Annotated in this window: 21 protein-coding genes; 15 read left to right on the top strand and 6 right to left on the bottom strand. The window is 70.3% G+C overall.

What is annotated here, in order from left to right; translation table 11 throughout:
- Positions 1-90: 90 nt before the first annotated feature.
- Genes mlaD through GGR64_RS15705 form a run of 4 tightly spaced genes read left to right on the top strand, consistent with a single transcriptional unit; the run spans position 91 to position 2,682 of the window.
- The gene (gene mlaD, locus GGR64_RS15720) at positions 91-630 is read left to right on the top strand and encodes an outer membrane lipid asymmetry maintenance protein MlaD (RefSeq protein WP_017909944.1); all 540 of its coding nucleotides are present in this window, start codon (positions 91-93) and stop codon (positions 628-630) included.
- Positions 627-1,292, top strand: a complete 666-nt coding sequence (locus tag GGR64_RS15715; RefSeq protein WP_160968541.1) for an ABC transporter substrate-binding protein — start codon at positions 627-629, stop codon at positions 1,290-1,292. Before mlaD ends, GGR64_RS15715 begins: the two co-directional genes overlap by 4 nt.
- Positions 1,282-1,599 carry an STAS domain-containing protein gene (locus tag GGR64_RS15710; RefSeq protein ID WP_160968543.1) on the top strand — a complete coding sequence of 106 codons (318 nt, stop codon included), beginning with the start codon at positions 1,282-1,284 and terminating at the stop codon, positions 1,597-1,599. The genes GGR64_RS15715 and GGR64_RS15710 overlap by 11 nt, the downstream gene beginning before the upstream one ends.
- 3 nt (positions 1,600-1,602) lie before the next feature.
- Positions 1,603-2,682: a VacJ family lipoprotein gene (locus tag GGR64_RS15705; RefSeq protein WP_184646990.1), complete on the top strand. Its 1,080-nt coding sequence runs from the start codon at positions 1,603-1,605 to the stop codon at positions 2,680-2,682.
- A 1,050-nt stretch (positions 2,683-3,732) separates the two neighbouring features.
- Here GGR64_RS15705 and GGR64_RS15700 read toward each other — a convergent pair.
- Positions 3,733-4,275, bottom strand: a complete 543-nt coding sequence (locus GGR64_RS15700) for a glutathione peroxidase (protein ID WP_184646988.1) — start codon at positions 4,273-4,275, stop codon at positions 3,733-3,735.
- 406 nt (positions 4,276-4,681) lie between these two features.
- A complete protein-coding gene (rmuC, locus tag GGR64_RS15695; RefSeq protein WP_184646986.1) occupies positions 4,682-6,283 on the bottom strand; it encodes a DNA recombination protein RmuC in 1,602 nt (533 codons plus the stop codon).
- 386 nt (positions 6,284-6,669) lie between these two features.
- Between rmuC and GGR64_RS15690 the strand changes: the two genes are divergently transcribed.
- The 6 genes from GGR64_RS15690 (at position 6,670) to GGR64_RS15665 (ending at position 12,035) form a co-directional block, all read left to right on the top strand.
- The gene (locus tag GGR64_RS15690; RefSeq protein ID WP_184448764.1) at positions 6,670-6,996 is read left to right on the top strand and encodes a hypothetical protein; all 327 of its coding nucleotides are present in this window, start codon (positions 6,670-6,672) and stop codon (positions 6,994-6,996) included.
- Between the two features lie 127 nt (positions 6,997-7,123).
- Positions 7,124-7,852: an MgtC/SapB family protein gene (locus tag GGR64_RS15685; protein WP_160968553.1), complete on the top strand. Its 729-nt coding sequence runs from the start codon at positions 7,124-7,126 to the stop codon at positions 7,850-7,852.
- Between the two features lie 45 nt (positions 7,853-7,897).
- A complete protein-coding gene (locus GGR64_RS15680) occupies positions 7,898-8,968 on the top strand; it encodes a sensor histidine kinase (protein ID WP_184646984.1) in 1,071 nt (356 codons plus the stop codon).
- On the top strand, positions 8,965-9,585 hold the full coding sequence (locus GGR64_RS15675) for a response regulator (protein ID WP_184448766.1): 621 nt from the start codon (positions 8,965-8,967) through the stop codon (positions 9,583-9,585). Before GGR64_RS15680 ends, GGR64_RS15675 begins: the two co-directional genes overlap by 4 nt.
- A 279-nt stretch (positions 9,586-9,864) precedes the next feature.
- The gene (locus GGR64_RS15670; protein ID WP_160968559.1) at positions 9,865-11,310 is read left to right on the top strand and encodes an amino acid permease; all 1,446 of its coding nucleotides are present in this window, start codon (positions 9,865-9,867) and stop codon (positions 11,308-11,310) included.
- Positions 11,307-12,035, top strand: coding sequence for a DUF6882 domain-containing protein (locus GGR64_RS15665; protein WP_184646982.1), 729 nt, complete (start codon positions 11,307-11,309; stop codon positions 12,033-12,035). The genes GGR64_RS15670 and GGR64_RS15665 overlap by 4 nt, the downstream gene beginning before the upstream one ends.
- Before the next feature lie 45 nt (positions 12,036-12,080).
- Here the strand turns inward: GGR64_RS15665 and GGR64_RS15660 are convergent, their stop codons facing one another.
- The 3 genes from GGR64_RS15660 to GGR64_RS15650 form a co-directional block, all read right to left on the bottom strand.
- Positions 12,081-12,482 carry a DUF2628 domain-containing protein gene (locus tag GGR64_RS15660; RefSeq protein ID WP_160968563.1) on the bottom strand — a complete coding sequence of 134 codons (402 nt, stop codon included), beginning with the start codon at positions 12,480-12,482 and terminating at the stop codon, positions 12,081-12,083.
- Positions 12,483-12,918: 436 nt separating this feature from the next.
- The gene (locus GGR64_RS15655) at positions 12,919-14,076 is read right to left on the bottom strand and encodes a glycerate kinase (protein WP_184646980.1); all 1,158 of its coding nucleotides are present in this window, start codon (positions 14,074-14,076) and stop codon (positions 12,919-12,921) included.
- Between the two features lie 87 nt (positions 14,077-14,163).
- Positions 14,164-15,345, bottom strand: a complete 1,182-nt coding sequence (locus tag GGR64_RS15650) for a class I SAM-dependent rRNA methyltransferase (protein WP_160968567.1) — start codon at positions 15,343-15,345, stop codon at positions 14,164-14,166.
- A gap of 258 nt (positions 15,346-15,603) precedes the next feature.
- Here GGR64_RS15650 and GGR64_RS15645 point away from each other — a divergent pair, with 258 nt between their 5' ends.
- From GGR64_RS15645 to GGR64_RS15625, 5 genes are all read left to right on the top strand, one after another.
- Entirely contained in the window at positions 15,604-16,557 is a 954-nt protein-coding gene (locus tag GGR64_RS15645) for a TerC family protein (protein ID WP_160968569.1), read from the top strand.
- A gap of 102 nt (positions 16,558-16,659) precedes the next feature.
- A complete protein-coding gene (locus GGR64_RS15640; protein ID WP_184646978.1) occupies positions 16,660-17,442 on the top strand; it encodes a rhomboid family intramembrane serine protease in 783 nt (260 codons plus the stop codon).
- A 175-nt stretch (positions 17,443-17,617) separates the two neighbouring features.
- Positions 17,618-18,448, top strand: a complete 831-nt coding sequence (locus tag GGR64_RS15635; protein ID WP_184646977.1) for a phosphatase PAP2 family protein — start codon at positions 17,618-17,620, stop codon at positions 18,446-18,448.
- 257 nt (positions 18,449-18,705) lie between these two features.
- Positions 18,706-19,719, top strand: coding sequence for a TIGR00266 family protein (locus tag GGR64_RS15630; RefSeq protein WP_160968576.1), 1,014 nt, complete (start codon positions 18,706-18,708; stop codon positions 19,717-19,719).
- A 204-nt stretch (positions 19,720-19,923) separates the two neighbouring features.
- Positions 19,924-20,952, top strand: a complete 1,029-nt coding sequence (locus tag GGR64_RS15625) for a patatin-like phospholipase family protein (protein WP_184646975.1) — start codon at positions 19,924-19,926, stop codon at positions 20,950-20,952.
- Positions 20,953-21,128: 176 nt separating this feature from the next.
- Here GGR64_RS15625 and GGR64_RS15620 read toward each other — a convergent pair whose 3' ends face one another.
- On the bottom strand, positions 21,129-22,460 hold the full coding sequence (locus GGR64_RS15620; RefSeq protein WP_260303039.1) for an XVIPCD domain-containing protein: 1,332 nt from the start codon (positions 22,458-22,460) through the stop codon (positions 21,129-21,131).
- Between the last annotated feature and the right edge of the window lie 26 nt (positions 22,461-22,486).

Here is a 22,486-nt window from a genome sequence, read left to right as displayed (position 1 = left end):
GGAGCCGGCCGGCGACGGCAGGCCCCGCGGCAACATCCCGGTCGCGGCACTGGCGCCGCGGCCACGCTGAATCAACAAGGTAGACACGTTATGGCTCTCCGTGGTCCCCGTCTCGAGTTCGCCGTCGGCGCCTTCCTGCTGCTGGGCCTGGCCTCGCTGCTGGTGCTGGCGCTGGCTTCCACCAACCGCCAGTGGGGCTTCGGCGGCCACCGCTACGACCTGGTCGCGCGCTTCTCGCAGATCGGCCAGCTGCGCGCGCAGGCGCCGGTGAAGATCGGCGGCGTCATCATCGGCCAGGTCGCCAAGATCGACCTGGACCCGACCAAGTTCGACTCGGTGGTCACCCTGTCCATCGACGACAAGTACAAGGACCTGCCGGCCGACACCTCGGCGGCGATCCTGACCAGCGGCCTGCTGGGCGAGAGCTACGTCGGCCTGCAGCCCGGCGGCGACCCCGACACGCTCAAGCCCGGCCAGGAAATCGCCTTCACCCAGCCGGCGGTGGACCTGATCCAGCTGGTCGGCAAGTACATGTTCGGCGGCGGCAGCGCCGGCGGCGACAAGAACGCAACGCCCGCTGCCGCACCCTCGGCCGACCCCACCACGCCCGCAACGGAACCCAAGCCATGACGATCAAACTGCTTTCCGCCGCTCTCGCCGCCGCGCTGGCCGTGGCCGCGCCCTCCGCCGCCCTGGCCCAGGCCGCGCCGGCCGCCGCCGCCGCCCAGGCCGGTTCGGCCAGCAAGGTGGTGCTGGAGAACAGCACGCGCATCCTGACCACGCTGGAACAGCGCCGCAGCGAGTTCAAGAGCAACCCTTCCGCGCTGCGCCAGTTCATCGACAGCGAGATGAACAAGTCCTTCGACCGCGACTACGCCGCCCGCCTGGTGCTGGGCGTGCACGGCCGCGGCGCCTCCGACGGCGACGTCAAGCTGTTCGGCGACGCGATGGCCGACAACCTGATGCAGCGCTACGGCACCTCGCTGCTGACCTTCGAAGGCAAGCCGCAGGTGCGGGTGAAGTCGGAAACCCCGCTGCCGGGCGGCCGCGGCGTCAAGGTCTCCACCGAGCTGCTGCGCAGCGGCGGCGACCCGGTGCCGGTGGACTACCTGCTGCGCAACACCGGCGCGGGCTGGAAGATCTTCGACGTGATGGTCGAGGGCGTGTCCTACGTGCAGACCTTCCGCAACCAGTTCGACACCCCGCTGCGCAACAAGTCGATCGCCGAGGTCGCGGCCGAGCTGCGCAACGGCACGCTGCAGGCGGCACCGGCGAGCAACAGTGGCAAGTGATGCGCCGCAGGTGCGCCGCGACGGCGACACGCTCGCGCTGAGCGGCGTGCTCGACCGCGCCGCGGCCACCGCGTTGTGGCCGGCGGCGCTGCGCGCGCTGCCGGGCGCGCGCGCGCTGGACCTGCAGGCGGTGTCGCGGGTGGACAGTGCCGGCCTGGCACTGCTCGCCGAACTCGCCGCGCGCCTGCGCACCCAGGGCCAGGCCGAGGTCGCCATCCATGGCGCCCCGGCCGGCCTGACCGACCTGAGCGCCGCCTACCGGCTGGCCTCGACCCTGGACTTCCACTCTCCCCCTGCGGCGAGCTGACACATGAACGTGCTGCGTATCCTCACCTCCCTGACCCTGGCCGCCGCGCTTGGCGCCTGCGCCGGTGCGCCCAAGCGCACCCCGCCTCCGCCGCCGACGGCGCAGACCGCGCCCGCCGCCAGCGACAGCGCCCCCACCGCCGACGCGAACCCCATGGCGGCGTCCACCGACAGCACGACCGGCATGGACGCCAGCGCCACGCCGGCGCCGTCCAGCGCGGCGGCGGCCATGCCTCCGGCGAACGCCACCGGCACGGCGGGCGCCAACGGCGCGCCGACCTCGGCCGAGGACGACTACGCCGCGCTGTACGGCAGCGATCCGTACAACCCGGTGGCCGATCCGACCTTGCCGGCGGGCGTGCAGGCACCGCCGAGCTACGACCCGTGGGAGAAGTACAACCGCAAGGTGCATGCCTTCAACAACGTGGTCGACCGCGCCGTGGCGCGGCCGCTGGCGCGCGCCTACGTCAACGTGGTGCCACGGCCGGTACGGCTGGGCGTGACCAACTTCTTCGACAACCTCAGCTCGCCGCTGACCATGGTCAACCAGCTGCTGCAGGGCCGTCCGCTGCAGGCGGGGCAGACCCTGAGCCGGTTCCTGATCAACAGCACGCTGGGCATCGGCGGCATCTTCGACCCGGCCACCGACGCCAACCTGCCGCGACGCAGCGAGGACTTCGGCCAGACCCTGGGCGTGTGGGGCTGGCGCCGCTCGCGCTACCTGGAACTGCCGCTGTTCGGTCCGCGCACGGTGCGCGATACCTTCGGTCTGGTCGGCGACGCGCCGCTGTCGCCGCTGCAGCAGATCGAGGAAGACCGGGTACGTGTTGGCCTGCAGGGCCTGCAGTTGGTCGACACGCGCGCGCAGTTGCTGTCGCTGGACAGCCTGCGCGACCAGGCACCGGACGAGTACCAGCTGACCCGCGATGCCTGGCTGCAGCGCCGCAACTATCAGATCGAGAGCGACATGCGCGGGCACAAGCGTCAGGACGACGATCTGCCGGCCTACTTGCGCGAGGAAGAGACCAACCCGACGGTGCCGGTGGATGCGATGCCGGTCCCGGAGTGGCGCGGCGGCCGCTGAGTCTGGCGGACCACGCACCTACGAAAAGCCCGGCCTCGGCCGGGTTTTTTGTGTCTGCAGCTTTTGCTGGCATCGTCCTTGGGCGCAACGCGATGTGAGGGAATGAGTGCTCGGTTTGCAGTAGGTGATCCAGTGTCGCGGCGAACTACAGGTGCAGCCGGCTTTGCTGTTGCTCCTGCTGTTGCTGTTGATTTATCGGGGTCCCCTCGGCGCGGCAGCCGCGGCGGGCGAATACCCGAAGGGCGACGCGCAGGATGCGCGTCGTTTTTCGCCGGCACATGGATGTGCCGTCGAAAAATGCCCGTCGTGGCTGCGAACCCGGAGCGCGTAGCGCGGAGGGCGCGCTGCGGGGTGTGCTTGACCAGCCTTCGGCTGTGGTGAAGCGCTTCTTTTGGTTACTTTTCTTTGCACAAGCAAAGAAAAGTGACTCGCCGCCAGGCGAAAGCCTTTGTTGTTGCTTTCAAGCTTCCAAACGCAGCAACCACATCAACGACAACAGCAGAAGCAAAGCTTTCGCCCTTGCGGGCGAGTTACTTTTCTTTGCTCGCGCAAAGAAAAGTAACCAAAAGAAAGCGCGCCCTGCCTTCGCGCCCTCCGCGCTGCGCGCTCCGGGTCCGCGTCCATCACGGGGATCCGCGGAAGGGGCATCCTGCCCCTGCCGCGGACGGCGTACATCCATGTACGCCGCCCTTCGGGTTTTTCCCCGCGATGGCCGCCGCTACGGAAGGGAACCCGGCAAGTCAAAAGCAACAGCCAAGGCCAAAGCAACAGCAACAGCAACAGCAGCGGCAGCGGCAGCGGCAGCGGCAGCGGCAGCGGCAGCGGCAAGCATGGAACTGCAAGCCTCGCATGGAATGCTAGCCCCTCTCCCCTCGGGAGAGGGGTTGGGGTGAGGGTGCGGAGCGAAGCCCTCAGCTTCAGCCGCGATAGACGACGCCGAAAATCACAAGAGCACCGACAACGTCTCGGCTCGGTCAACACCGATCTGCAAGCCCGAACGACGCGTCCAGCTCACAGGAGGCGCCTCTCGGTGTCGAACGCAGCGCGCCATTACCCCAGCGCCGCGTCGATCGCCGCGCGCAGGCGCGGATCCTCGGCGGTGACGTCCGGGGCGAAGCGGCCCAGCACCTGGCCATCGCGGCCGACCAGGAATTTCTCGAAGTTCCACAAAACGCCCGGCGCCGGATTCGGCTCGATACCGTAGCCGGCCAGCTTCTCGCGCATCGGGCCCTCGCCCTCGGTCTGCGGCTGCGCGGCGATCAGCGCGCGGTACAGCGGATGCGTGTCCTCGCCGGTGACGGCGATCTTGGCGAACATCGGGAAGGTGACATCGTAGGTGAGCTGGCAGAACTGCTGGATCTCCGCCTCGCTGCCCGGCTCCTGGCCCTTGAAATCGTTGGCGGGGAAACCGAGCACTTCCAGTCCCGCGGCCTGCTTCTCGCGGTACAGCGCTTCCAGGCCGGCGTACTGCGCGGTGAGGCCGCACTTGGAGGCAACGTTGACGATCAGCAACACCTTGCCGGCGAACTCGGCGAGGGTGGCCGGCTGGCCGTCGATGCGGGTCAGCGGGATGGCGGTCAGCGACTCGGACATGGGGCATTACCTCGGTCGAAAGGGAGCGCCAGCATAGTCGCTGCCGATACCGCCGACAGGGCATCGCCCGCCCTCCGCTCAGCCCGCCGACAGCCGGATGCGTGCCTGCCTCTGGCGGCGTGGCAGGGGTGGCAACGCGCACGCGGCAGACGCTCGCGTCGCGACAGCGCAGGCCCAGGATGCGTCTCCCACATGCCGCGCGCTCTGCGACACGCTTCGATGCGTCTGCGCGACGCTGGCCGCACCCGCGCCGGCGACGCTTAGCCTGCCGGAAAGCCTCCCTGGTCGGCGCGAGCACCATCAAGGCGCGCAGTGCTGGCTCCGCGAATCCCCGGCCTGTCAGCAGCAGAATGACTGATCATCCCCAATCCCGAATGCCCGATACCGGCCGCGCAACGCGCGGCCCTCACCCCTGCTCGTCGCGCGACGACTCCTCCGCGTCGGTGTCGGCCTCGGCATCGTCCAGCGGCAGCGACAGGTCCAGCAGCGGCGCGGCCTGCGCGTCGGCCAGGGTCTCGACGCCGCGCAGGCGGCGTTCGATGGTGCGGGTCTTGCGGCTGGCCTCGCCCAGGCTCTTGCCGACGGTACTGATCTGCTTCTCGGCCTTCTCCAGGATGCCGGCGAACTTGCCGAACTCGCTCTTGACCGCGGCCAGCACGCCCCATACCTCGCTGGAGCGCTTCTCGATGGCGAGGGTGCGAAAGCCCATCTGCAGGCTGTTGAGCAGGGCGGTGATCGTGGTCGGTCCGGCGACGACGATGCGGTGTTCGCGCTGCAGCAGGTCGGCCAGGCCGGGACGGCGCAGGGTCTCGGCGTACAGACCCTCCGTGGGCAGGAACATCACCGCGAAGTCGGTGGTGTGCGGCGGGGCGATGTACTTGTCGCAGATCGACTTGGCCTGCACCCGGATCGCGCGCTCCAGCTGCACGCCCATCGCCTGCACCAGTTCCGGATCGCCCTGCTCCTGCGCGTCGAGCAGGCGCTCGTAGTCCTCACGCGGGAACTTGGCGTCGATCGGCAGCCATACCGGCGTGTCCTCGTGGCCGCGGCCGGGCAGGCGCACGGCGAAATCGACCATCTCGTTGCGCTCCGGGCGCACCCGCACGCCGCGCGCGTACTGCTCCTGGGTCAGGGTCTGCTCGAGGATGTTCTCCAGCTGCACCTCGCCCCAGCCGCCGCGGTTCTTGACGTTGCTCAGCACGCGCTTGAGGTCGCCGACACCGGTGGCGAGCTGCTGCATCTCGCCCAGTCCGCGCTGGACCTGCTCGAGCCGTTCGGAGACCAGCTTGAACGAGGCGTCCAGGCGCGTGTTGAGGGTGGTCTGCAGTTTCTCGTCGACGGTGCCGCGCATCTGCTCGAGCTTGGCCGCGTTATCGGCCTGCAGCTCCTTCAGCCGCTCTTCCAGGGTGCCGCGCATCTCGCCCAGGCGCTGCTCGTTACGCTGGACCAGCTCGCTCAGACGCTGGCCGAGCGCGTCGGCGAAGCGCTGCTGCGCGTCCGCGCCTTCCTGGCGGCCCTTGCGCGTGTCCTCGAGCAGGGCCTCGCGCAACGCGCCCAGTTGCGCGTCGATGCGCGCGATCAGTTCGGCCTGCTGCTGGCCGAACTGGGCCATGCGCGCGTCCTGCTGCTGGCCGAAGGCATCCAGCTGGCCGCGGATCTCGACCAGGCGCTGGCTGAGTAGCTCGGCCATGCGCTGCTGCGCGGCGCCGGCCTCGACCCGGCCACGCCGTGCGTCCTCGGTCAGCGCTTCGCGCAGCAGGTCCAGGCGCTGGTCGGTGCGGGTGGAAAGATCCGCCAGGTTGCGGGCGAAGCCTTCGCTGCGCGCGTCCTGCTGGCGGGCGAGGCTGTCGAGTTGCTCGCGCAGTTCGCCGCGGCCGCTGCGCTGCTCCTCGCGCAGAGCCGTCTCCAGCGCTGCGTGGTTGCCGCGCCGCAGCAGCACGGCCAGCAACAGGACGATGACGGCGCACAACAGGCCGGCGAGGATCAGGAAATGGGCATCGTTTTGCATGCGGCCAGTGTAGCCGGCCGCGTCTCAGTCGCTGCGCCACGCGCCGGTAGGCGGAAGGGGCCGGGATATACCTTGGTATCGCCGCCATGGCCTCATGCAGGCTGGTGCGCCCAGATGCCCCATGCCAAGCTTTGCGCCACCCGCTCCTGGCCCGGCCAGTGGGCGGCGCTGCGGCATCAAGCCGCGCCAGGGCGTCGCGCACCGCGCGATCCTTTCCCCCTGACACTGGAGGCGAGTAATGGACCCCGATCCGCATCGACGCGGCGTCAGCGCCGCATTCCACTGCCATTCCCCCCGCCTGGTCGCTGCCTGGCGCTGAGCCGGAAGACGCCCGCCGCCCGCACGCCGCGACGTCCTTGCCGGCCACGCGCCGCAAGGAGGTCGTCATGTTCGCGTTCTCGCTGTTTTCCCGCCGTTTCCGTCTGCAGCGCGGCCTGCAGCGCGCGCTGCGCGCCGCGGTCGCCATGCGCCGCACCGAGGCGCTGCGGCATCTGCTCGCCGCCCACGGCCCCCGCGCCTTCGCCCTGGCGCTGTCCGCACAATCGCCGCGGGTGATGGCCGACGCGCTGTCGCAGCTGCCGGTCGCAGACCGCATCCGCGTCCGCGCGCGCCTGCCGCATGCGGCGCAGCGGCGCCTGCACGAGGCCGGGGCCAGCGCCCCGGCTGCACACTGGCTGCATGTCGCGCTCGCGTGGTGGCCCGGGGTGCGCTGAGCCGCGCGCGCCTGAGCCGCGGTGTTGGATGCCATCTTGCCCCGGCATCATGCGCTCCCCTCCATCCGCTCACTCCCTTTCCTGGAGCCGCCATGATCGCTCCCCTCGCCTACCGGAACGCGCCCTGATGGAAGCACTGCGCCTGTTCAATCTCGGCTCGCTGCTCGACACCCTGGTGAGCCTGACCGCCGCCTTCGTGCTCGGCGCGATCATCGGCTTCGAGCGCCAGGTGCGCCAGCGCACCGCCGGGCTGCGCACCAACACCCTGGTCGCGGTCGGCGCGGCGATCTTCGTCTCGCTCGGCGACCGCCTGTTCGAAATCCACGGTGGCACCCAGGGCGCGGTGCAGGTGGTGGCCTACGTCGTCTCCGGCATCGGCTTCCTCGGCGCCGGCGCGATCATGAAGGAAGGCGCCAACGTCACCGGGCTCAACACTGCGGCCACGCTGTGGGGATCGGGCGCGGTCGGCGCCTGCGCCGGTGCCGGGCTGGTCGCCGAGGCGGTGCTGGCGGCCATGTTCGTGCTGCTCAGCAATACCCTGCTGCGACCGATGGTGAACCGGATCAACCGGCATCCGCTGAAGGAATCCTCGCTGGAAGCCACCTACATGTTCTACGCGATCTGCGCGCGCGAGGTGCACGGCGACGTGCGCGAGCGCCTGATCGAGCTGCTGGAGGAAGCGCATTACCCGGCGCGCGAAGTCGAGCAGCATCCGTTCGGACAGAAGGACGTGGAGATCGCCGCCACCCTGTACGCCACCGCGGTGCGCGCCGAGGAACTGGATGCGGTGGTGCAGCGCCTGGAGGGCGAACCCGGTGTACAACAGGCGTTCTGGAACGCCGGCGTCGAAGGCTGAGCCGGCCATGTTCGCCTCCACTCCCCGCCCGATGCTGCGCCGCCGATGATCGCCTGGTTCAAGCCGCTGCCGCCGCACCGCCGCCTGCTCGGCCTGACCGCGCTGGGCCTGGCGCTGGGCGCGATCTTCGTCGCCGACACGGTCACCGACTACGCGGTGGCCGCGGCGCTGTTCTACACCGTGGCGATCCTAGGCGCGGTGCGGCTGCTGGCGCCGGCCGGGCTGGGCGTGCTGGCCGGCATCTGCGTGGTGCTGGTGGTGCTCAGCTTCCATCTCACCCACGCCGGGGCCTATCACGTGGGCGTGATCAACTCGGCGATCAGCATCGTGGTGGTGGCGGTGACCGCCTCCATCGCGGTGCGCATGGAGCGCGCCAAGGCCGCCGCGCACGCGGCGCAGGCGCAGTTGCTGCGGCTGGCGCGGGTGCGCAGCCTGGGCAGCCTGACCGCGTCGATCGCGCATGAGGTCAACCAGCCGCTGGCGGCCATCGTCACCAGCGGCAACGCCTGCCAGCGCTGGCTCGACCAGCAGCCGCCGAACCTGGACAAGGCGCGCGCGGCGCTGGCGCGCATCCTCGCCGACGCCGAACGCGCCGGCGAGGTGATCGCGCGGGTGCGCAGCCTGACCCGGGGCGAAGCGCCGCAGCAGCGCGTCTTCGATCTCAACGCCGCGGTGAACGAAGTACTGGCGCTGTCGCGGGGCGAACTGGAACGCAGCGCGGTCAGCGTGCACACCGAGCTGTCGGCGCTGCTGCCGCCGGTGTCGGCCGACCCGGTGCAGATCCAGCAGGTGATCGGCAATCTGTTGCTCAACGCGATCGAGGCGATGGCCGCCACGCCGGCGGCGCAGCGCACGCTGCGCATCGTCACCGCGCGCGAGGACGCGCGTTCGGTGCGGCTGAGCGTGGCCGACAGCGGCGAAGGCCTGTCCGCGCAGGCGCAGGCGCATCTGTTCGATGCGTTCTGGACCACCAAGCAGGGCGGCATCGGCATCGGCCTGAGCATCAGCCGCAGCATCGTCGAGGCCGGCGGCGGGCGGATCTGGGCCGAACCCGGGCGGCCGCGCGGCGCGGTGTTCTGCGTGTGCCTGCCCACCGCCGGCGGAGCCAAGTCATGAACGCCGACGCGACCGCGCGCCCGGTGGTGTACCTGATCGACGACGACGCCTCGATCCGTGCCGCCCTGGAAGACCTGTTCGCCTCGGTGGACCTGCAGGTGCACGCCTTCGCCTCGACCCGCGACTTCCTGGCGCATCCGCGCGCCGACGCGCCGAGCTGCCTGGTGCTGGACATCCGCATGCCCGGGCAGAGCGGCATGGATTTCCATCGCAACATGCACGAGGCCGGGCTGGCGCTGCCGACCATCTTCATCACCGGCCACGGCGACATCCCGATGAGCGTGGAGGCGATGAAGAACGGCGCGATCGAGTTCCTGACCAAGCCGTTCCGCGACCAGGACCTGCTCGACGCGATCGGCCAGGGCATCGCCCGCGACCGCGCGCGGCGCGCCGCCGATGCGGCGCAGGCGGAACTGCAGGCGCGCTGGGCGCGACTCAGTGGCGGCGAACGCGAGGTGGTGGAGCTGGTGGTGCAGGGCCTGTTGAACAAGCAGGTGGCAGCGCGGCTGCAGCTCAGCGAGATCACGGTGAAGGTGCGCCGCGGCAATGCGATGCGCAAGCTGGAGGTCGGCTCGCTGGCCGAGCTGGTGCGGTTGGCGGAGCGGCTGGGGCGGTAGTCGGTTGCGAGAACGCGCGGATTGCCGCGTGGCGGAACACGTCCTGACGCACCGTTATTCCGTAGGAGCGGCTTCAGCCGCGACGGGCCTCATCGGGAAAGCCCGTCGCGGCTGAAGCCGCTCCTACGAGGCAATAGTTCCTCCAACTCCGCCGCCGAATGTGCTCTCGATAGCCCTGGCACCAACCCGCGCAAGCGCCCCGGCGCGCCGCAGGCATAGCTTTGCTGCACTGCGTTCGGCGACACTGCCGGGCTTGTCACTCCCGTCCATGAGGCCCGCATGTCGTTCCTGTTCCGGCGCAAGTCGCTCGACCTGGTCACCGTCCACGAGGCCGGCCGCCGGCTGGTGCCGTCGCTGAGCTGGCCGCATCTGGTGGCGCTGGGCATCGGCGCGATCGTCGGCACCGGCATCTACACCCTGATCGGCGTCGGCGCGCAGCTGGCCGGTCCGGCGGTGCTGGTGTCGTTCGCGGTGGCCGGGGCGATCTGCGCCTGCGCAGCGCTGGCCTATGCGGAGATGGCGACGATGATGCCGGCCGCCGGCAGCGCCTACACCTACAGCTACGTCGCGCTGGGCGAGGCGATCGCCTGGGTGGTGGGCTGGAGCCTGATCCTGGAGTACTCGCTGGTGGTCAGCACGGTGGCGGTGGGCTGGTCCGGCTACTTCGTCGGCTTCCTGCACTGGGCCAGCGCGCAGACCGGCATGGACCTGAACCTGCCGGCGGCGCTGACCGCCGGGCCGCACGCCGGCGGCATCGTCAACCTGCCGGCGGTGCTGATCACCTTCGCCGTGGCCGGCCTGCTGATGGCCGGCACCAAGGAGAGCGCCACGCTCAACGCGGTGCTGGTGGTGTTGAAGCTGATCGCGCTGGGCATCTTCGTGGCGGTGGCGCTGCCGGCGTTCAACAGCGCCAACCTGCATCCGTTCATGCCCTACGGCTTCCCCAAGACGGTCGGTGCCGATGGCGCCGCGCACGGGGTGATGGCGGCGGCGGCGATCATCTTCTTCGCCTTCTACGGCTTCGATGCGATCTCCACCGCCGCCGAGGAAACCAAGAACCCCAAGCGCGACCTGGCGATCGGCATCGTCGGCTCGATGATCGGCTGCACCCTGATCTACATCCTGGTGGCGCTGGCCGCGGTCGGCGCGATGCGCTACGACGTGTTCGGCGCCAGCGCCGAGCCGCTGGCGCTGATCCTGCGCGAGCTCGGTCACGGCAAGGCGGCGGCGGCGATCGGCGTGGTGGCGGTGATCGCGCTGCCCACGGTGCTGCTGGCGTTCCTATACGGGCAGAGCCGGATCTTCTTCGTGATGTCGCGCGACGGCCTGCTGCCGCGCGGACTGTCCAAGGTCAACGCACGCACCGGCACGCCGGTGGCCACCACCCTGTTCACCGCGGCGCTGGTGGCGGCGCTGGCCGGCGTGGCGCGGCTGGACGAGATCGCCGCACTGGCCAATGCCGGCACCCTGGCCGCCTTCATCGCCGTGGCCGCGTGCATGCTGGTCCTGCGCCGCCGCGAACCCGGCCGCACCCGCACCTTCCGCACGCCGCTGGCGTGGGTGGTCGGGCCGCTGGCGATCGGCGGCTGCCTGTACCTGTTCTGGAGCCTGCCGCATACCACGCAGATCTGGTTCGCACTGTGGAACGCGCTGGGCGTGGTCGCCTACCTGCTGTACGGCCGCCGCAACAGCCTGCTGCAGCGCGCGCCGCAGACGCCGCGATGAGTCCGGAGTTCCAGGCAGCGCTGGCACGGCACATCGGCAGCGCCTACGCCCGCCAGCAGGCGCTGGCCGACGTGCTGGGCGAGCGCGACTGGCGCGTGGACCTGGGCGAAGGCCGGGTGCGCTTCGGCGAGGATCTGTCGTTTCCGATGCAGTTGCTGGGCACCGCCGCCGAGGCCAGCGCCAGCTGGCTGTGGGCCTGGGCCAATACCGCCAGCAACCTGCCGCCGGCCTTGCTGACCGAAGCGCAAGCGTTGCGCATGCACGGCGAGCGCGAAGGCATCGAAGAGCTGGCCACGCCATCCTCGGCGCTGGACGAGGACGGCGGCCACCACATCGCCCTGCTCGCCGGCGCCCTGCGCGGGCGCTGCTACTACCGCGCGCCGTACGACGGCGGCGCGCTGTTCTTCCTGCTCGAGGACGTGCCGGCCACGGTGTTCGCACCTTGCGACGACGCCCGCGTGCTACGTCTGCTCGGGGAGCTGCCGATGCAGTTCGGACTGGACCATCGGCCCATGACTGAAGGCCTGCTCGGGGATCAGGGCTATGCGCTGCAGCGCGACGCCGCGCAGACCGTGGCGACCCGCGGCAACACCCGCATCGTGCTGGAGTTCGATGCGCAGGCGCGGCTGACCCGCGTGCAAGGCCAACTGGCCCCGCAGCCGGCCGCCGCCGTGGTCACGCCAACGCCGGTACCGGCCTGGCAGTTCTGGAAACGCAAGCGCTGAACGCGGCGGCGGCGCATCGCACCTGCGCGCCGCCGCGCCCGGCCATTACCACCAACGCACGCCTTCGAACGGGTTCCAGCTGACGCTGCCCTTGCGCTGGTCGAGGTAATAGGCGTAGTTGGCGGCCATGCCGACCAGCACCGAGTAGGCGAATCCCAGGCCGCGGCCGACTGCATCGGGCAGGAACGCCGCGATGATGCCCACCGCCAGCGAGATGCCGATCAGTCCCAGCGCCTTGCGCCACATGCCCAAAATGAAGAAGTAGATGAAGCCGAAGAACAGCGCGAAGAAATTCATGTTGATCTTCAGCCGTTCCATGAACGGCAGCGCCTTGAACGCGGCCTTGTACTCGGGCGTGGACGGTCCGCCGTAACGATCGAAGAAATCGAAGCGGAACTGCCACTTCGGGCTGAGCGGGGCGCGTTGCGGGAGATTGGGCGTTTCCATGGTTATGAGCATCCGTGTTGTAAACGTTTTCAGTTTACCTGAACGGGGCAGCGCGCGCCAAATGGGCGCGGACTGGAGCACCAGTTTGGTGCAGGCACGATCGCCCGGGATTCGGGATTCGGGATTGGCAATAGCGGGCTGGCGCTGCCATGCCTGGCCCGGGGACCTGCTTCTCTGCGCGCATTGGGCCGCCGCCTGTCATCGCGTCGGGACTGAACCTCCCACAAGGCTTGCCCGCGCGTGATGCATCCGCTGGCGGGGACCCACGTGTGGGAGCGCTTCAGCCGCGACGCGCGGGGCAACAGCCGCGCGGGGGCCCTGCGGCAATCACCGGTCATCGGGTCGGGACTGAAGTCCCTCCCACAGGGGCTGACGTACCGCGAGCCATCGCCGCGGATTCCAGTGCGCCGCCAAGCCGCGCCAACGGCGCAGGCCGCTATTGCGCCCGGGAGCCGCCCAAGCGCTGGCCCAGCGCGATCGCCGCGGCCACGTTGCGCGCCGCCTGGCGCAGGGCGTCCGCGGCGTCGGCCAGGGCGGCCTCGCGCGTGGCCACCCGCTGCACCGCGCCGAACAGCGCGTCGATCCCCTGCGCATGCAGGTCCGCCGCGCCCTCGCCCAGGCCGCCGGCGATGGCCAGCACCGGCACGCCATGGCGCCGGGCGATGCGGGCGAGGCCGACCGGGACCTTGCCCTGCGCGCTCTGCCCGTCCAGACGGCCCTCGCCGGTGACCAGCAAGTCGGCGCCGTCCAGGTGCGCTTCCAGACCCAGTGCCTGCGCGACGATCTCCACGCCCGGCCGCAAGCGCGCGCCGAGAAAGGCGACCAGGGCCGCGCCGATACCGCCGCCCGCGCCGGCCCCGGGCAGCTGCGCCACCGCCACGCCCAGGGTGCGTTCGATCGCCGCGGCGTAGTGCTGCAACCCGGCGTCGAGCTGGGCGACCATCGCCGGCGTCGCGCCCTTCTGCGGCCCGAACACCGCCGAGGCGCCGGTCGGCCCGGTCAGCGGGTTGTCGACATCGCAGGCGACTTCGATGGTGCAGTCGCGCAGCCGTGGGTCCAGCCCTCCCATCTCGATGCGCGCCAGCGCACCCAGCGCCGCGCCGCCAGCCGCAAGGTCGCGGCCATGCGCGTCCAGCAGGCGCACGCCCAGCGCCTGCACCATGCCGGCGCCGCCATCGTTGCTGGCGCTGCCGCCGATGCCGATCAGCAGCCGGCGCGCGCCGGCATCCAGGGCGGCCAGGATCAGTTCGCCGACACCGCGGGTGCCGGTCAGGCGCGGATCGCGCTGCGGCGGCGGCACCAGCATCAGCCCGCTGGCCGCCGCCATCTCGATCAACGCGGTGCCGCCATCCTCGCTGAGGCCGAACTGCGCCGCGACCGGCGTGCCCAGCGGACCGGTCACCGTACAGGCGACCCGGCGTCCACCGCCGCCGGCGACCAGCGCGTCCACGGTGCCCTCGCCGCCGTCGGCGAACGGCAGCAGCACGTACTGCGCCTCCGGGAACACGCTGCGGAAGCCGGTCGCGATCTGCGCGGCCGCCTGCGCCGCGGACAGGCTTTCCTTGAACGCGTCCGGGGCGATGACGATTTTCATGCGCGGCGCGCGGTCGTCAGCGTCGCGCGCACCCGCACCGGTGCGCTGCGCAGGAACCGCCGCTCGGCCCGGCACATGCGCCGCGCGCTAGTCCAGCACGCGGCAGAACACCGCCTTGAGGTAGCGCGATTCCTGCACGTGGGCCATGAACGGGTGGTCGGCGCCGGCGCCGGCCACCTTCAGGATCTGGATGGTGCGGCCGGAGAAATAGGCGGCGCGGCGCAGCATGTCCAGGAACTCGTGCTCGGCGACCAGGCCGGTGCAGGAGAAGGTGGCGAACAGCCCGCCCGGCGCGACCACGCCCAGCGCCAGCTTGTTCATGTCCAGGTATTTCTTCAGCGCCGGGATCACCTGATCGCGGTCGCGGGTCATCTTGGCCGGGTCCAGGATCACCACGTCGTACCGGTCGCCGCGCGCGGCGGCATCGCGCAGGTACGGGAAGATGTCGGCCTGCACGAACTTGGGCCGCACGTCGTTGAGGCGGGCGTTGCCCTTGGCGATCTCGATCACGTCCTCGTCGATGTCCACGCCGACCACCTCGGTGGCGCCGCGGACCTTGGCGTAGACCGCGAAGCCGCCGGTGTTGCAGCACAGGTCGAGCACGCGCTTGCCCTCCACCTGCTGGCTCAGCCACTGCCGGTTCTCGCGCTGGTCGGCGAAGAAACCGGTCTTGTGCGCGCCGGCCGGATCGGCGCGGAAGCGCACGCCGTATTCGCTGATGATCGCCGGCTCCGGGCGCTCGCCGCTGCTGGACACCGGCCGGTAGTCGAAGCTCTCCTGCTTCTGCACGTGTTCCTCGGCGAAGCTGTAGAAGCGCGCACCGGGGAACTGCGCGCGCAGCGCGGCGTAGATCCACTCGCGGTGGCGGAACATGCCGGCGCTGAAGAACTCCACCACCAGCAGGTCGCCGTAGCGGTCCACCACCAGCCCGGACAGGCCGTCGCCCTCGGCATGCACCACGCGCCAGGCGTCGCTGACCGCGTCCAGCTTGAGCACGTCACGGCGCAGCGACACCGCCTCGGCGATCTTGCGCGCGAACCAGGACTCGTCGACGGCGATGTCGGGATTGGTCTCGAGGATGCGCACGGCGATGCGCGAGTGGCCGTTGTAGAAGCCGCGGCCGATCCAGTCGCCATCCACCCCGACCACGTCCACCAGCGCGCCCGGCTTGGGCTTGGCGGCGGGTTTTTCGACCAGTTTCTGGAAGATCCAAGGATGGCTGGAGCGCCAGGCGTTCTTGAGGCGGACTACGGGCAGGGGACTATTCATGAATGCCATTGTAGCCGCCCCGATTGACGGCACCGCCGGCAGCGGCAAGAATGCGCGCAGAAGGGGAGTAGCTCCCGACGTTGTCGCCGTCAATTCGAGCCCGCGGGCTCCGGTGCAACGGCAGCCGGTTCATCGGCTGCGAGCGAGACCTTCGCCGCAGTGGCGAAGGCACCCTCTGGACGACATCCGTCGTCTCCGTCCGGAACGCCTCCGCCACCGCGGCCCCGAGGTTCCCTGTTCACTGACGGAAAATTCCCAATGGAAACGATAGGCAACGTGTGGTTGTGGGGCGGTTTCGCGATCGTGGTGATCGTGGCGCTGCTGGCGGACCTGGTGCTGATGCGCCACGGCGGTCCGCACAAGGTCACCTTCAAGGAAGCGCTGTGGTGGAGCATCGGCTGGATCGCGCTGGCGCTGGCGTTCAATGGCGGCCTGTGGTGGTACCTGCGCGAGACCATCGACGTGGCCACCGGCAACCGCCTGGGCCTGGAGTTTCTGACCGGCTACCTGGTCGAGAAGTCGCTGGCGGTCGACAACATCTTCGTGTTCCTGATGATCATGAGCTACTTCGCGGTGCCGGAGGAGCAGCGCCAGCGCGTGCTGGTGATCGGCGTACTCGGCGCGATCGTGCTGCGCGCGGTGATGATCTTCGCCGGTTCGGTGCTGCTGACCAAGTTCCACTGGCTGCTGTACGTGTTCGGCGCGTTCCTGCTGCTGACCGGTATCAAGATGTGGTTCTCGGCGGGCAAGGAGCCTGACCTGGAAGCCAACCCGGTGCTGCGCTTCATGCGCAAGCATCTGCGCCTGACCCCGCAGTACCACGGCAACGCGCTGAGCGTGACCCAGGAAGGCAAGCGCTGGTTCACTCCGCTGTTCGCGGTGCTGATGCTGATCGCGATCACCGACGTGATCTTCGCGGTGGACAGCATCCCGGCGATCTTCGCGATCACCACCGACCCGTTCATCGTGCTGACCTCCAACGTGTTCGCGGTACTGGGCCTGCGCGCGATGTTCTTCCTGCTGGCCGGCATGGCCGACCGCTTCCACCTGCTGCCCTACGGCCTGGCGATCGTGCTGGTGTTCATCGGCACCAAGATGCTGATCATCGACCTGTACAAGATCCCGGTGCTGGTGTCGCTGCTGGCGGTGGCGGTGGTGATCGGCGCGACCATCGTGCTGAGCCTGCTGCGCCCGGCCAAGCCGGCGCACTGACCCGGCACTGGCACCGCGGCCGCGGATTGTCCCGCGGCCGTGGCCAGTCCCTCCCACCGGCGGCGCCTTGCCTTGCAGGCCGGGCGCCGCCATCCAGGGAGCATGGACACCTCTTCGCTCCCCTCGCCCCCGCCCGAACCCGAGGCGCAGGGCCGCTTCGACCGCGCGCGGATCCTGCGCGCGTTCAATGCCAGCCTGGCCTTTGTGGCGGTACTGGTGGCGGTGTTCGCCAGCCAGGGCCTGTTCGACTGGCGGCCGTGGGCGGTCGCGCCGCACACGGCCGCCGGCCTGCTCGGCGTGCTGACCGCGCCGCTGCTGCACGGCTCGCCGGAGCACCTGGGGGCCAATGCCGGCGCACTGCTGATCCTGGGCACCCTGGCCGGCAGCGTGTATCCGCGCGCCACCCTGGCCGGGCTGCCCTTGCTGTGGTTGGGCTCGGGCCTGGGCGCCTGGTGGCTCGGCGACCCCGGCAGCCATCACCTGGGCGCCAGCGGCGTCGCCCACGGCCTGCTATTCCTGGTATTCGTGCTCGCCTTGCTGCGCCGCGACCGCGCCGCGATCGCCGCCAGCATGATCGCCTTCCTGTTCTACGGCGGCATGCTGGTGACGGTGCTGCCGCACGAGGACGGGGTGTCCTGGCAATCGCACCTGGGCGGTGCGGTGGGCGGCGTGGTCGCCGCGCTGCTGCTGCGCCATCGCGATCCGCTGCCGCCACGCAAGCGCTACAGCTGGGAGGACGAGGACGACGCGGACGAGATCCTCGTCGCAGACGACGAACTGGAACCGCCGCCGCCGACCCAGGTGCCGGTGCTGTGGCAACCGCCGCCGGTGTCGCGCGGGGTGGTGCTGCGCTTCCCGCCGCGCGAGGAGCGTGACGGGGGATGAGCATGACAATGCGTAGGAGCGGCTTCAGCCGCGACCGGGTTCCACGCGGCAAGTCCGGTCGCGGCTGAAGCCGCTCCTACAGCAAAGCGCGTCCAGCGAAGGACATCGTCGCAGGCGACGCTCGCCCCACCACGCGCCGTACACTGACCGGTCCGCCGTCGCTGTCCGAGTTCGCATGCCCGTGTCGCCCGCCTGTCGTGTCCGCTCCATCGCCGTGGTGCTGGCGCTCGCCCTGGCCGCGTGCAGCGGCCCCGCGCTGCGTGCGCCGTCGCCTGCAGCGGACAAGGCCGTGGGCTATCTGCCGGCCACCGCGGTCCCGGACAGCCTGCAACTGCTGCCGGCACCGCCAGCGGCCGGCTCGCCAGGCGAGGCGCTGGACCTGGGGGTCAACCGCGAGGCGCTGGCCCTGCGCGGCAGCGCGCGCTGGCAGCAGGCCGCGCGCGATGCCGATCTGAGCTTCCCGACCGGCGCCGGCCAGTTCGCCTGCGCGCTGGGCGTGGCGATCGATGCGCAGCACACCCCGCACCTGTACACCCTGCTGGAGCGCAGCCGCATCGACGCCAGCGCCGCCACCAAGGCGGCCAAGCGCCAGTACCAGCGCGCGCGGCCGTTCCTGCGCAACCAGCAGGCGGTGTGCACCCCGGGCGATCTCGACGACCTGCGCCAGAGCGGTGCCTATCCGTCGGGACACAGCGCCATCGGCTGGACCTGGGCGCTGATCCTGAGCGAGATCGCGCCCGAACGCGCCGAGGCGCTGATCGCGCGCGGCCGCAACTACGGCGAGAGCCGGCTGGTGTGCAACGTGCACTGGCAGAGCGACGTGCTCGCCGGCCGCTTCATGGGCGCAGCCACGGTGGCGCGGCTGCACGACGACCCGGACTTCCGCGCCGACCTGGCCGCGGCACGCGGCGAGATCGCCGCCGCGCGCGCGGCCGGGCGAGCGCCGGCCAGCGACTGCGCCGCGGAGGCCGACGTCCTGCAGGTGCGCCCGGCCAGCGCGCTGTAGCAACGCCTATCGGTGCGCGGCCCGCGCGCCGAGGACGCATCCATGGACGATCCGCCGGACAGGCAGCGTGTGCATCCGGCCACCGCGTCGAGGTGACGCTTGCCCACGCCTGCGCCCGCGGCGGCCACAGGGCGCTGCCTGCGCGGAGCCACGCTGCCCCGCACCGCGCCGCTGCGGCCCCCTGCCTTTGGACAGATGCGAACGGTCCGGGACGGCAGGCTAGACTCGCCGCCACTACCCGCCAAGGACCTGCACCCATGACCCAGTGGTACTTCCTGACCGGCAGCGAACAGACCCGCTCCGGCCCGTTCGACGATGCCGACGCAGTCGCCTTCGCCCGCAACAACCCCACGGCGCTGGCCTGGTGCCAGGGCCAGAGCGGCTGGCTCCCGGTGGCGCAGATCGCCGCGTTGCAGGGCGGCGCTGCCTTCCTGCCGCCGGGCCTGCCGCCGCCGCCGGCCGCGGGCGGCCGCGCCGACGAGATCGACTACCGCATCGTCGGCCACGAGATGCAGTTCGTGGAGATCGAGCTGGACCCGGGCGAGAGCGCGGTGGCCGAGGCCGGCGCACTGATGTTCAAGGACGCGGCGGTGCAGATGGACACCGTGTTCGGCGACGGCTCCGGCGGCAACCAGAGCGGCCTGATGGGCAAGCTGTTGTCGGCGGGCAAACGCCTGGTCACCGGCGAGAGCCTGTTCACCACCGTGTTCACCCACCAGGGCCAGGGCAAGGCCAAGGTCGCCTTCGCCGCGCCCTACCCCGGCACGGTGCTGGCGATGAAGCTGGACCAGCACGGCGGCCGCCTGATCTGCCAGAAGGACAGCTTCCTGGCCGGCGCGCGCGGGGTGTCGCTGGGCATCCACTTCCAGCGCAAGATCATGACCGGGCTGTTCGGCGGCGAAGGTTTCATCATGCAGAAGCTCGAGGGCGACGGCTGGGTGTTCGTGCACGCCGGCGGCTGCGTGATCGAGCGCGAGCTCGCCGCCGGCGAGCGGCTGGACGTGGACACCGGCTGCGTGGTCGCCTTCCATTCCTCGGTGGACATGGACGTGCGCCCGGTCAGCGGCATCAAGAGCATGTTCTTCGGCGGCGAAGGCATGTTCCTGGCCACCCTCACCGGCCCCGGCAAGGTGTGGCTGCAATCGCTGCCGTTCTCGCGCCTGGCCGGGCGCATGTTCGCCGCCGCGCCGCAGGGCGGCGGGCAGAACCGCGGCGAAGGCTCGGTGCTCGGCGGCTTCGGCCGGATCCTGGACGGCGACAACAACTTCTGAGGCGGCACACTTAGCCCCTCTCCCCCCGGGAGAGGGGTTGGGGTGAGGGTACGGGCGCGCAGCGCCTCGCAGCATCAGGAGCACAGGCGCCCACACCTCCGCTGAAGCGCAAGAACCACACGTGGCATGACCTCCGGTCGTGGGCGGTGCAGGAGGATGCGGCTATGCTCGCGCCGGCTCCTTCCTCTTGTCCGCGACGCTTCCATGACCGTGTTCCGTTCCCCGCGCCTGTTGCTGTCCCTGTCCCTGTTCGGCCTGCTTGCCGCCTGCGGCGGCGAGCCCAAGCCGGCGCCGCCGGCCCCGGTGGTGAACGGGCCGGCCCCGTCGCCGGCGGCCAAGCCGCTGCGCATCGGCATCGCCCTGGGCGGCGGTGCGGCCAAGGGCTTCGCCCACATCGGCGTGATCAAGATGCTGCAGGCCAACGGCCTGGAGCCGACGGTGGTGTCCGGCACCAGTGCCGGCAGCGTGGTCGGCGCGCTGTACGCCAGCGGCATGGACGCGTTCCAGATGCAGCAGGCTGCGGTGGCGCTGGACGAGAGCAGCATCCGCGACATGCGCCTGTTCTCCGGCGGCCTGGTGCAGGGCCAAGCGCTGCAGGACTACGTCAACGCGCAGCTCAAGGGCAAGCCGATCGAGAAGCTGGCCAAGCCGTTCGCCGCGGTCGCCACCCGCCTGGAAGACGGCGAGCGCACCGTGTTCGTGCGCGGCAACGCCGGCCAGGCGGTGCGCGCGTCCAGCAGCATTCCCGGCGTGTTCGAGCCGGTGACCATCGGCAAGTTCCACTACGTGGACGGCGGCGTGGTCAGCCCGGTGCCGGTGGACGCCGCACGTCAGCTCGGCGCCGACTTCGTCATCGCCGTGGACATCTCCAGCAAGGCCAGCGGCAAGAACCCAGGCAGCATGCTCGGCACCGTCAACCAGTCGATCGCGATCATGGGCCAGCGCCTGGGCCAGCAGGAACTGGGCCGCGCCGACATCGTGATCCGGCCCAAGGTCAACGACATCGGCGCGGCCGACTTCGCCCAGCGCAACGCCGCGATCCTGGAAGGCGAGAAGGCCGCATTGGCGGCGATGCCGCAGATCAAGGCCAAGCTGGCGCAACTGCAGCAGCTGCGCGCGGCCGCCGCAGCTGCGGCGGCAAAGGCCGCGCAACCGGCGCCACCGCCGTGCGAACCGCCATCGCGCCTGGGCCGCCTGCTGCGCCGCGACGATCCCTGCAAGCCGAAGGACTGAGGCTTCGCTCCCCTCTCCCACCGGGAGAGGGGCCGGGGGTGAGGGTCCGGGCGCCAGGGGCCTCTACACGAACGCCCCTCGCCGGCTCATCCAACCTGGGGCTCATGTCGAGGCCACAGGTACCTTCAGCCATCCGCGCTGCGGACCTGATCGCAGCGCCACAGGGTTCGCTTCGCTCAGATCCGCGGCACCGCCGCACTCTGCCGCTGCGCGTCCTGCTGGTGTACATCCTGCTGCATCGCGACTTGCTGCGCCTGGACCAACGCCTGCTGCCGATCGAACTCGGCAAGCCGCTCAAAGGACTGCGCTACCGGCGTGCGGATCGCTTCTTCGGTGGACATGTGGGCGCGCACGTGCGCCGGATCCTTCGGATCGCCCTGCACGACGAACACCCGCTCGCCCGGCTGCGCCGTGCGCCCTTGCTCGCTCAACAGCACGTGATCCACTCGCTGCAGACCGTTGCGTGCGGCCAGGTCGGTGACGCTGGCCGCCATGCAGGCGCTGTCCGCATCGGGGCTGCGTCCCAACTGCCGGTCCAGCGCCTGGGTGCCGGCGGCACACTGCTGGTACAGCGCATGGCGCGGATGGCCCGGCTCGGTGGGATCGGACATGTGCGCGGCCTGCGCGACCGCCGGACCCGCCTGGACCGGATCGGCCTCGGCCAGCGTCTGCGGGCTGCGCAGGATCGGCTGGTGGCGATACGGATCCTCGGGATGGAACTGCTCGCGGAATTGCTGGCGCTCCAGGCGCAGCGCACGGGTCTCGTCGAGTTCCCGGATCTGCTGCGGGTCGCGCACCGGCTGGGCGATGGTCTGCTCGCCACCGGACACCCAATTGGTCCACTGCCCGGTTCGCGCATCGCGCTCGTAATAGAAGCTCTGTGCACCGATCCGGTCCGGATCGGTGATCGGCCGCGCTTCGTGCGCGAGTAGGCGCGCGGCGGTCATGCGTGTGGTGTAGGACACCACATCGAGTTGCGCGTCGTCGTACTTGCGCACGTCGTTCAACGTGGCGCCTGCACGATCCAGGCCCAGCGCGGAGTTGTCGAGCATCATCGACCAGACCTTTTCCGCCTCGGGCTCACCGCCATGGCGGCGCGCGGCGTCGAGCAGCTCGCGTGGCGTCCAGCCGTTGGGATTGATGTGGTGCTTCTGAAAGGTGGCGTCGTGGACGGCTTCGACGTCCTTGACTGGAAGATTCAGTGCTTGTGCGGGCTGGTCATTGTCAAAGTAGCTTCGCCGACTCTCGAAGTCGCGCTTCATAAGATCCACGCCGAATTCGTTCCACTGCCGTTCGCTCATTGCGACACCATCGCTGCGTGCCTGGCTTTCGGCGAACGCGTTTGCGGTGGCGCCTGGCGCGTTATCGTTGCGGACTACGCCGAGCGCGAGCAACCCATAGCCATCGTTGCCTTGCTTGTTTGCAAGGTAGTTCCAGTAAAGCTCCCGATTCCCCTGCCCGGCGTAGTAACCGAGAACCTCGATATCGCGCTTGTCCAGACCATTCATTTCCAGAGCTCCTTTGCCGTCCGCCT

This window comes from Xanthomonas sp. 3307 (assembly GCF_014199735.1).
GTDB lineage: Bacteria > Pseudomonadota > Gammaproteobacteria > Xanthomonadales > Xanthomonadaceae > Xanthomonas_A > Xanthomonas_A rydalmerensis.
The sequence above is the reverse complement of the archived record's forward strand: the minus strand, read 5'-3'. Positions and strand labels throughout refer to the sequence as shown.

Bases quoted from the DNA above. Each gene is read 5' to 3' on its own strand.
- mlaD (WP_017909944.1), top strand. From the start codon at position 91: ATGGCTCTCCGTGGTCCCCGTCTCGAGTTCGCCGTCGGCGCCTTCCTG.
- GGR64_RS15665 (WP_184646982.1), top strand. From the start codon at position 11,307: ATGAGTCCGGAGTTCCAGGCAGCGCTGGCACGGCACATCGGCAGCGCC.
- GGR64_RS15690 (WP_184448764.1), top strand. From the start codon at position 6,670: ATGTTCGCGTTCTCGCTGTTTTCCCGCCGTTTCCGTCTGCAGCGCGGC.
- GGR64_RS15625 (WP_184646975.1), top strand. From the start codon at position 19,924: ATGACCGTGTTCCGTTCCCCGCGCCTGTTGCTGTCCCTGTCCCTGTTC.
- GGR64_RS15675 (WP_184448766.1), top strand. From the start codon at position 8,965: ATGAACGCCGACGCGACCGCGCGCCCGGTGGTGTACCTGATCGACGAC.
- GGR64_RS15635 (WP_184646977.1), top strand. From the start codon at position 17,618: ATGCCCGTGTCGCCCGCCTGTCGTGTCCGCTCCATCGCCGTGGTGCTG.
- GGR64_RS15670 (WP_160968559.1), top strand. From the start codon at position 9,865: ATGTCGTTCCTGTTCCGGCGCAAGTCGCTCGACCTGGTCACCGTCCAC.
- GGR64_RS15630 (WP_160968576.1), top strand. From the start codon at position 18,706: ATGACCCAGTGGTACTTCCTGACCGGCAGCGAACAGACCCGCTCCGGC.
- GGR64_RS15620 (WP_260303039.1), bottom strand. From the start codon at position 22,460: ATGAATGGTCTGGACAAGCGCGATATCGAGGTTCTCGGTTACTACGCC.
- GGR64_RS15650 (WP_160968567.1), bottom strand. From the start codon at position 15,345: ATGAATAGTCCCCTGCCCGTAGTCCGCCTCAAGAACGCCTGGCGCTCC.
- GGR64_RS15640 (WP_184646978.1), top strand. From the start codon at position 16,660: ATGGACACCTCTTCGCTCCCCTCGCCCCCGCCCGAACCCGAGGCGCAG.
- GGR64_RS15645 (WP_160968569.1), top strand. From the start codon at position 15,604: ATGGAAACGATAGGCAACGTGTGGTTGTGGGGCGGTTTCGCGATCGTG.
- GGR64_RS15715 (WP_160968541.1), top strand. From the start codon at position 627: ATGACGATCAAACTGCTTTCCGCCGCTCTCGCCGCCGCGCTGGCCGTG.
- GGR64_RS15655 (WP_184646980.1), bottom strand. From the start codon at position 14,076: ATGAAAATCGTCATCGCCCCGGACGCGTTCAAGGAAAGCCTGTCCGCG.
- GGR64_RS15700 (WP_184646988.1), bottom strand. From the start codon at position 4,275: ATGTCCGAGTCGCTGACCGCCATCCCGCTGACCCGCATCGACGGCCAG.
- GGR64_RS15680 (WP_184646984.1), top strand. From the start codon at position 7,898: ATGATCGCCTGGTTCAAGCCGCTGCCGCCGCACCGCCGCCTGCTCGGC.
- GGR64_RS15660 (WP_160968563.1), bottom strand. From the start codon at position 12,482: ATGGAAACGCCCAATCTCCCGCAACGCGCCCCGCTCAGCCCGAAGTGG.
- GGR64_RS15705 (WP_184646990.1), top strand. From the start codon at position 1,603: ATGAACGTGCTGCGTATCCTCACCTCCCTGACCCTGGCCGCCGCGCTT.
- GGR64_RS15685 (WP_160968553.1), top strand. From the start codon at position 7,124: ATGGAAGCACTGCGCCTGTTCAATCTCGGCTCGCTGCTCGACACCCTG.
- rmuC (WP_184646986.1), bottom strand. From the start codon at position 6,283: ATGCAAAACGATGCCCATTTCCTGATCCTCGCCGGCCTGTTGTGCGCC.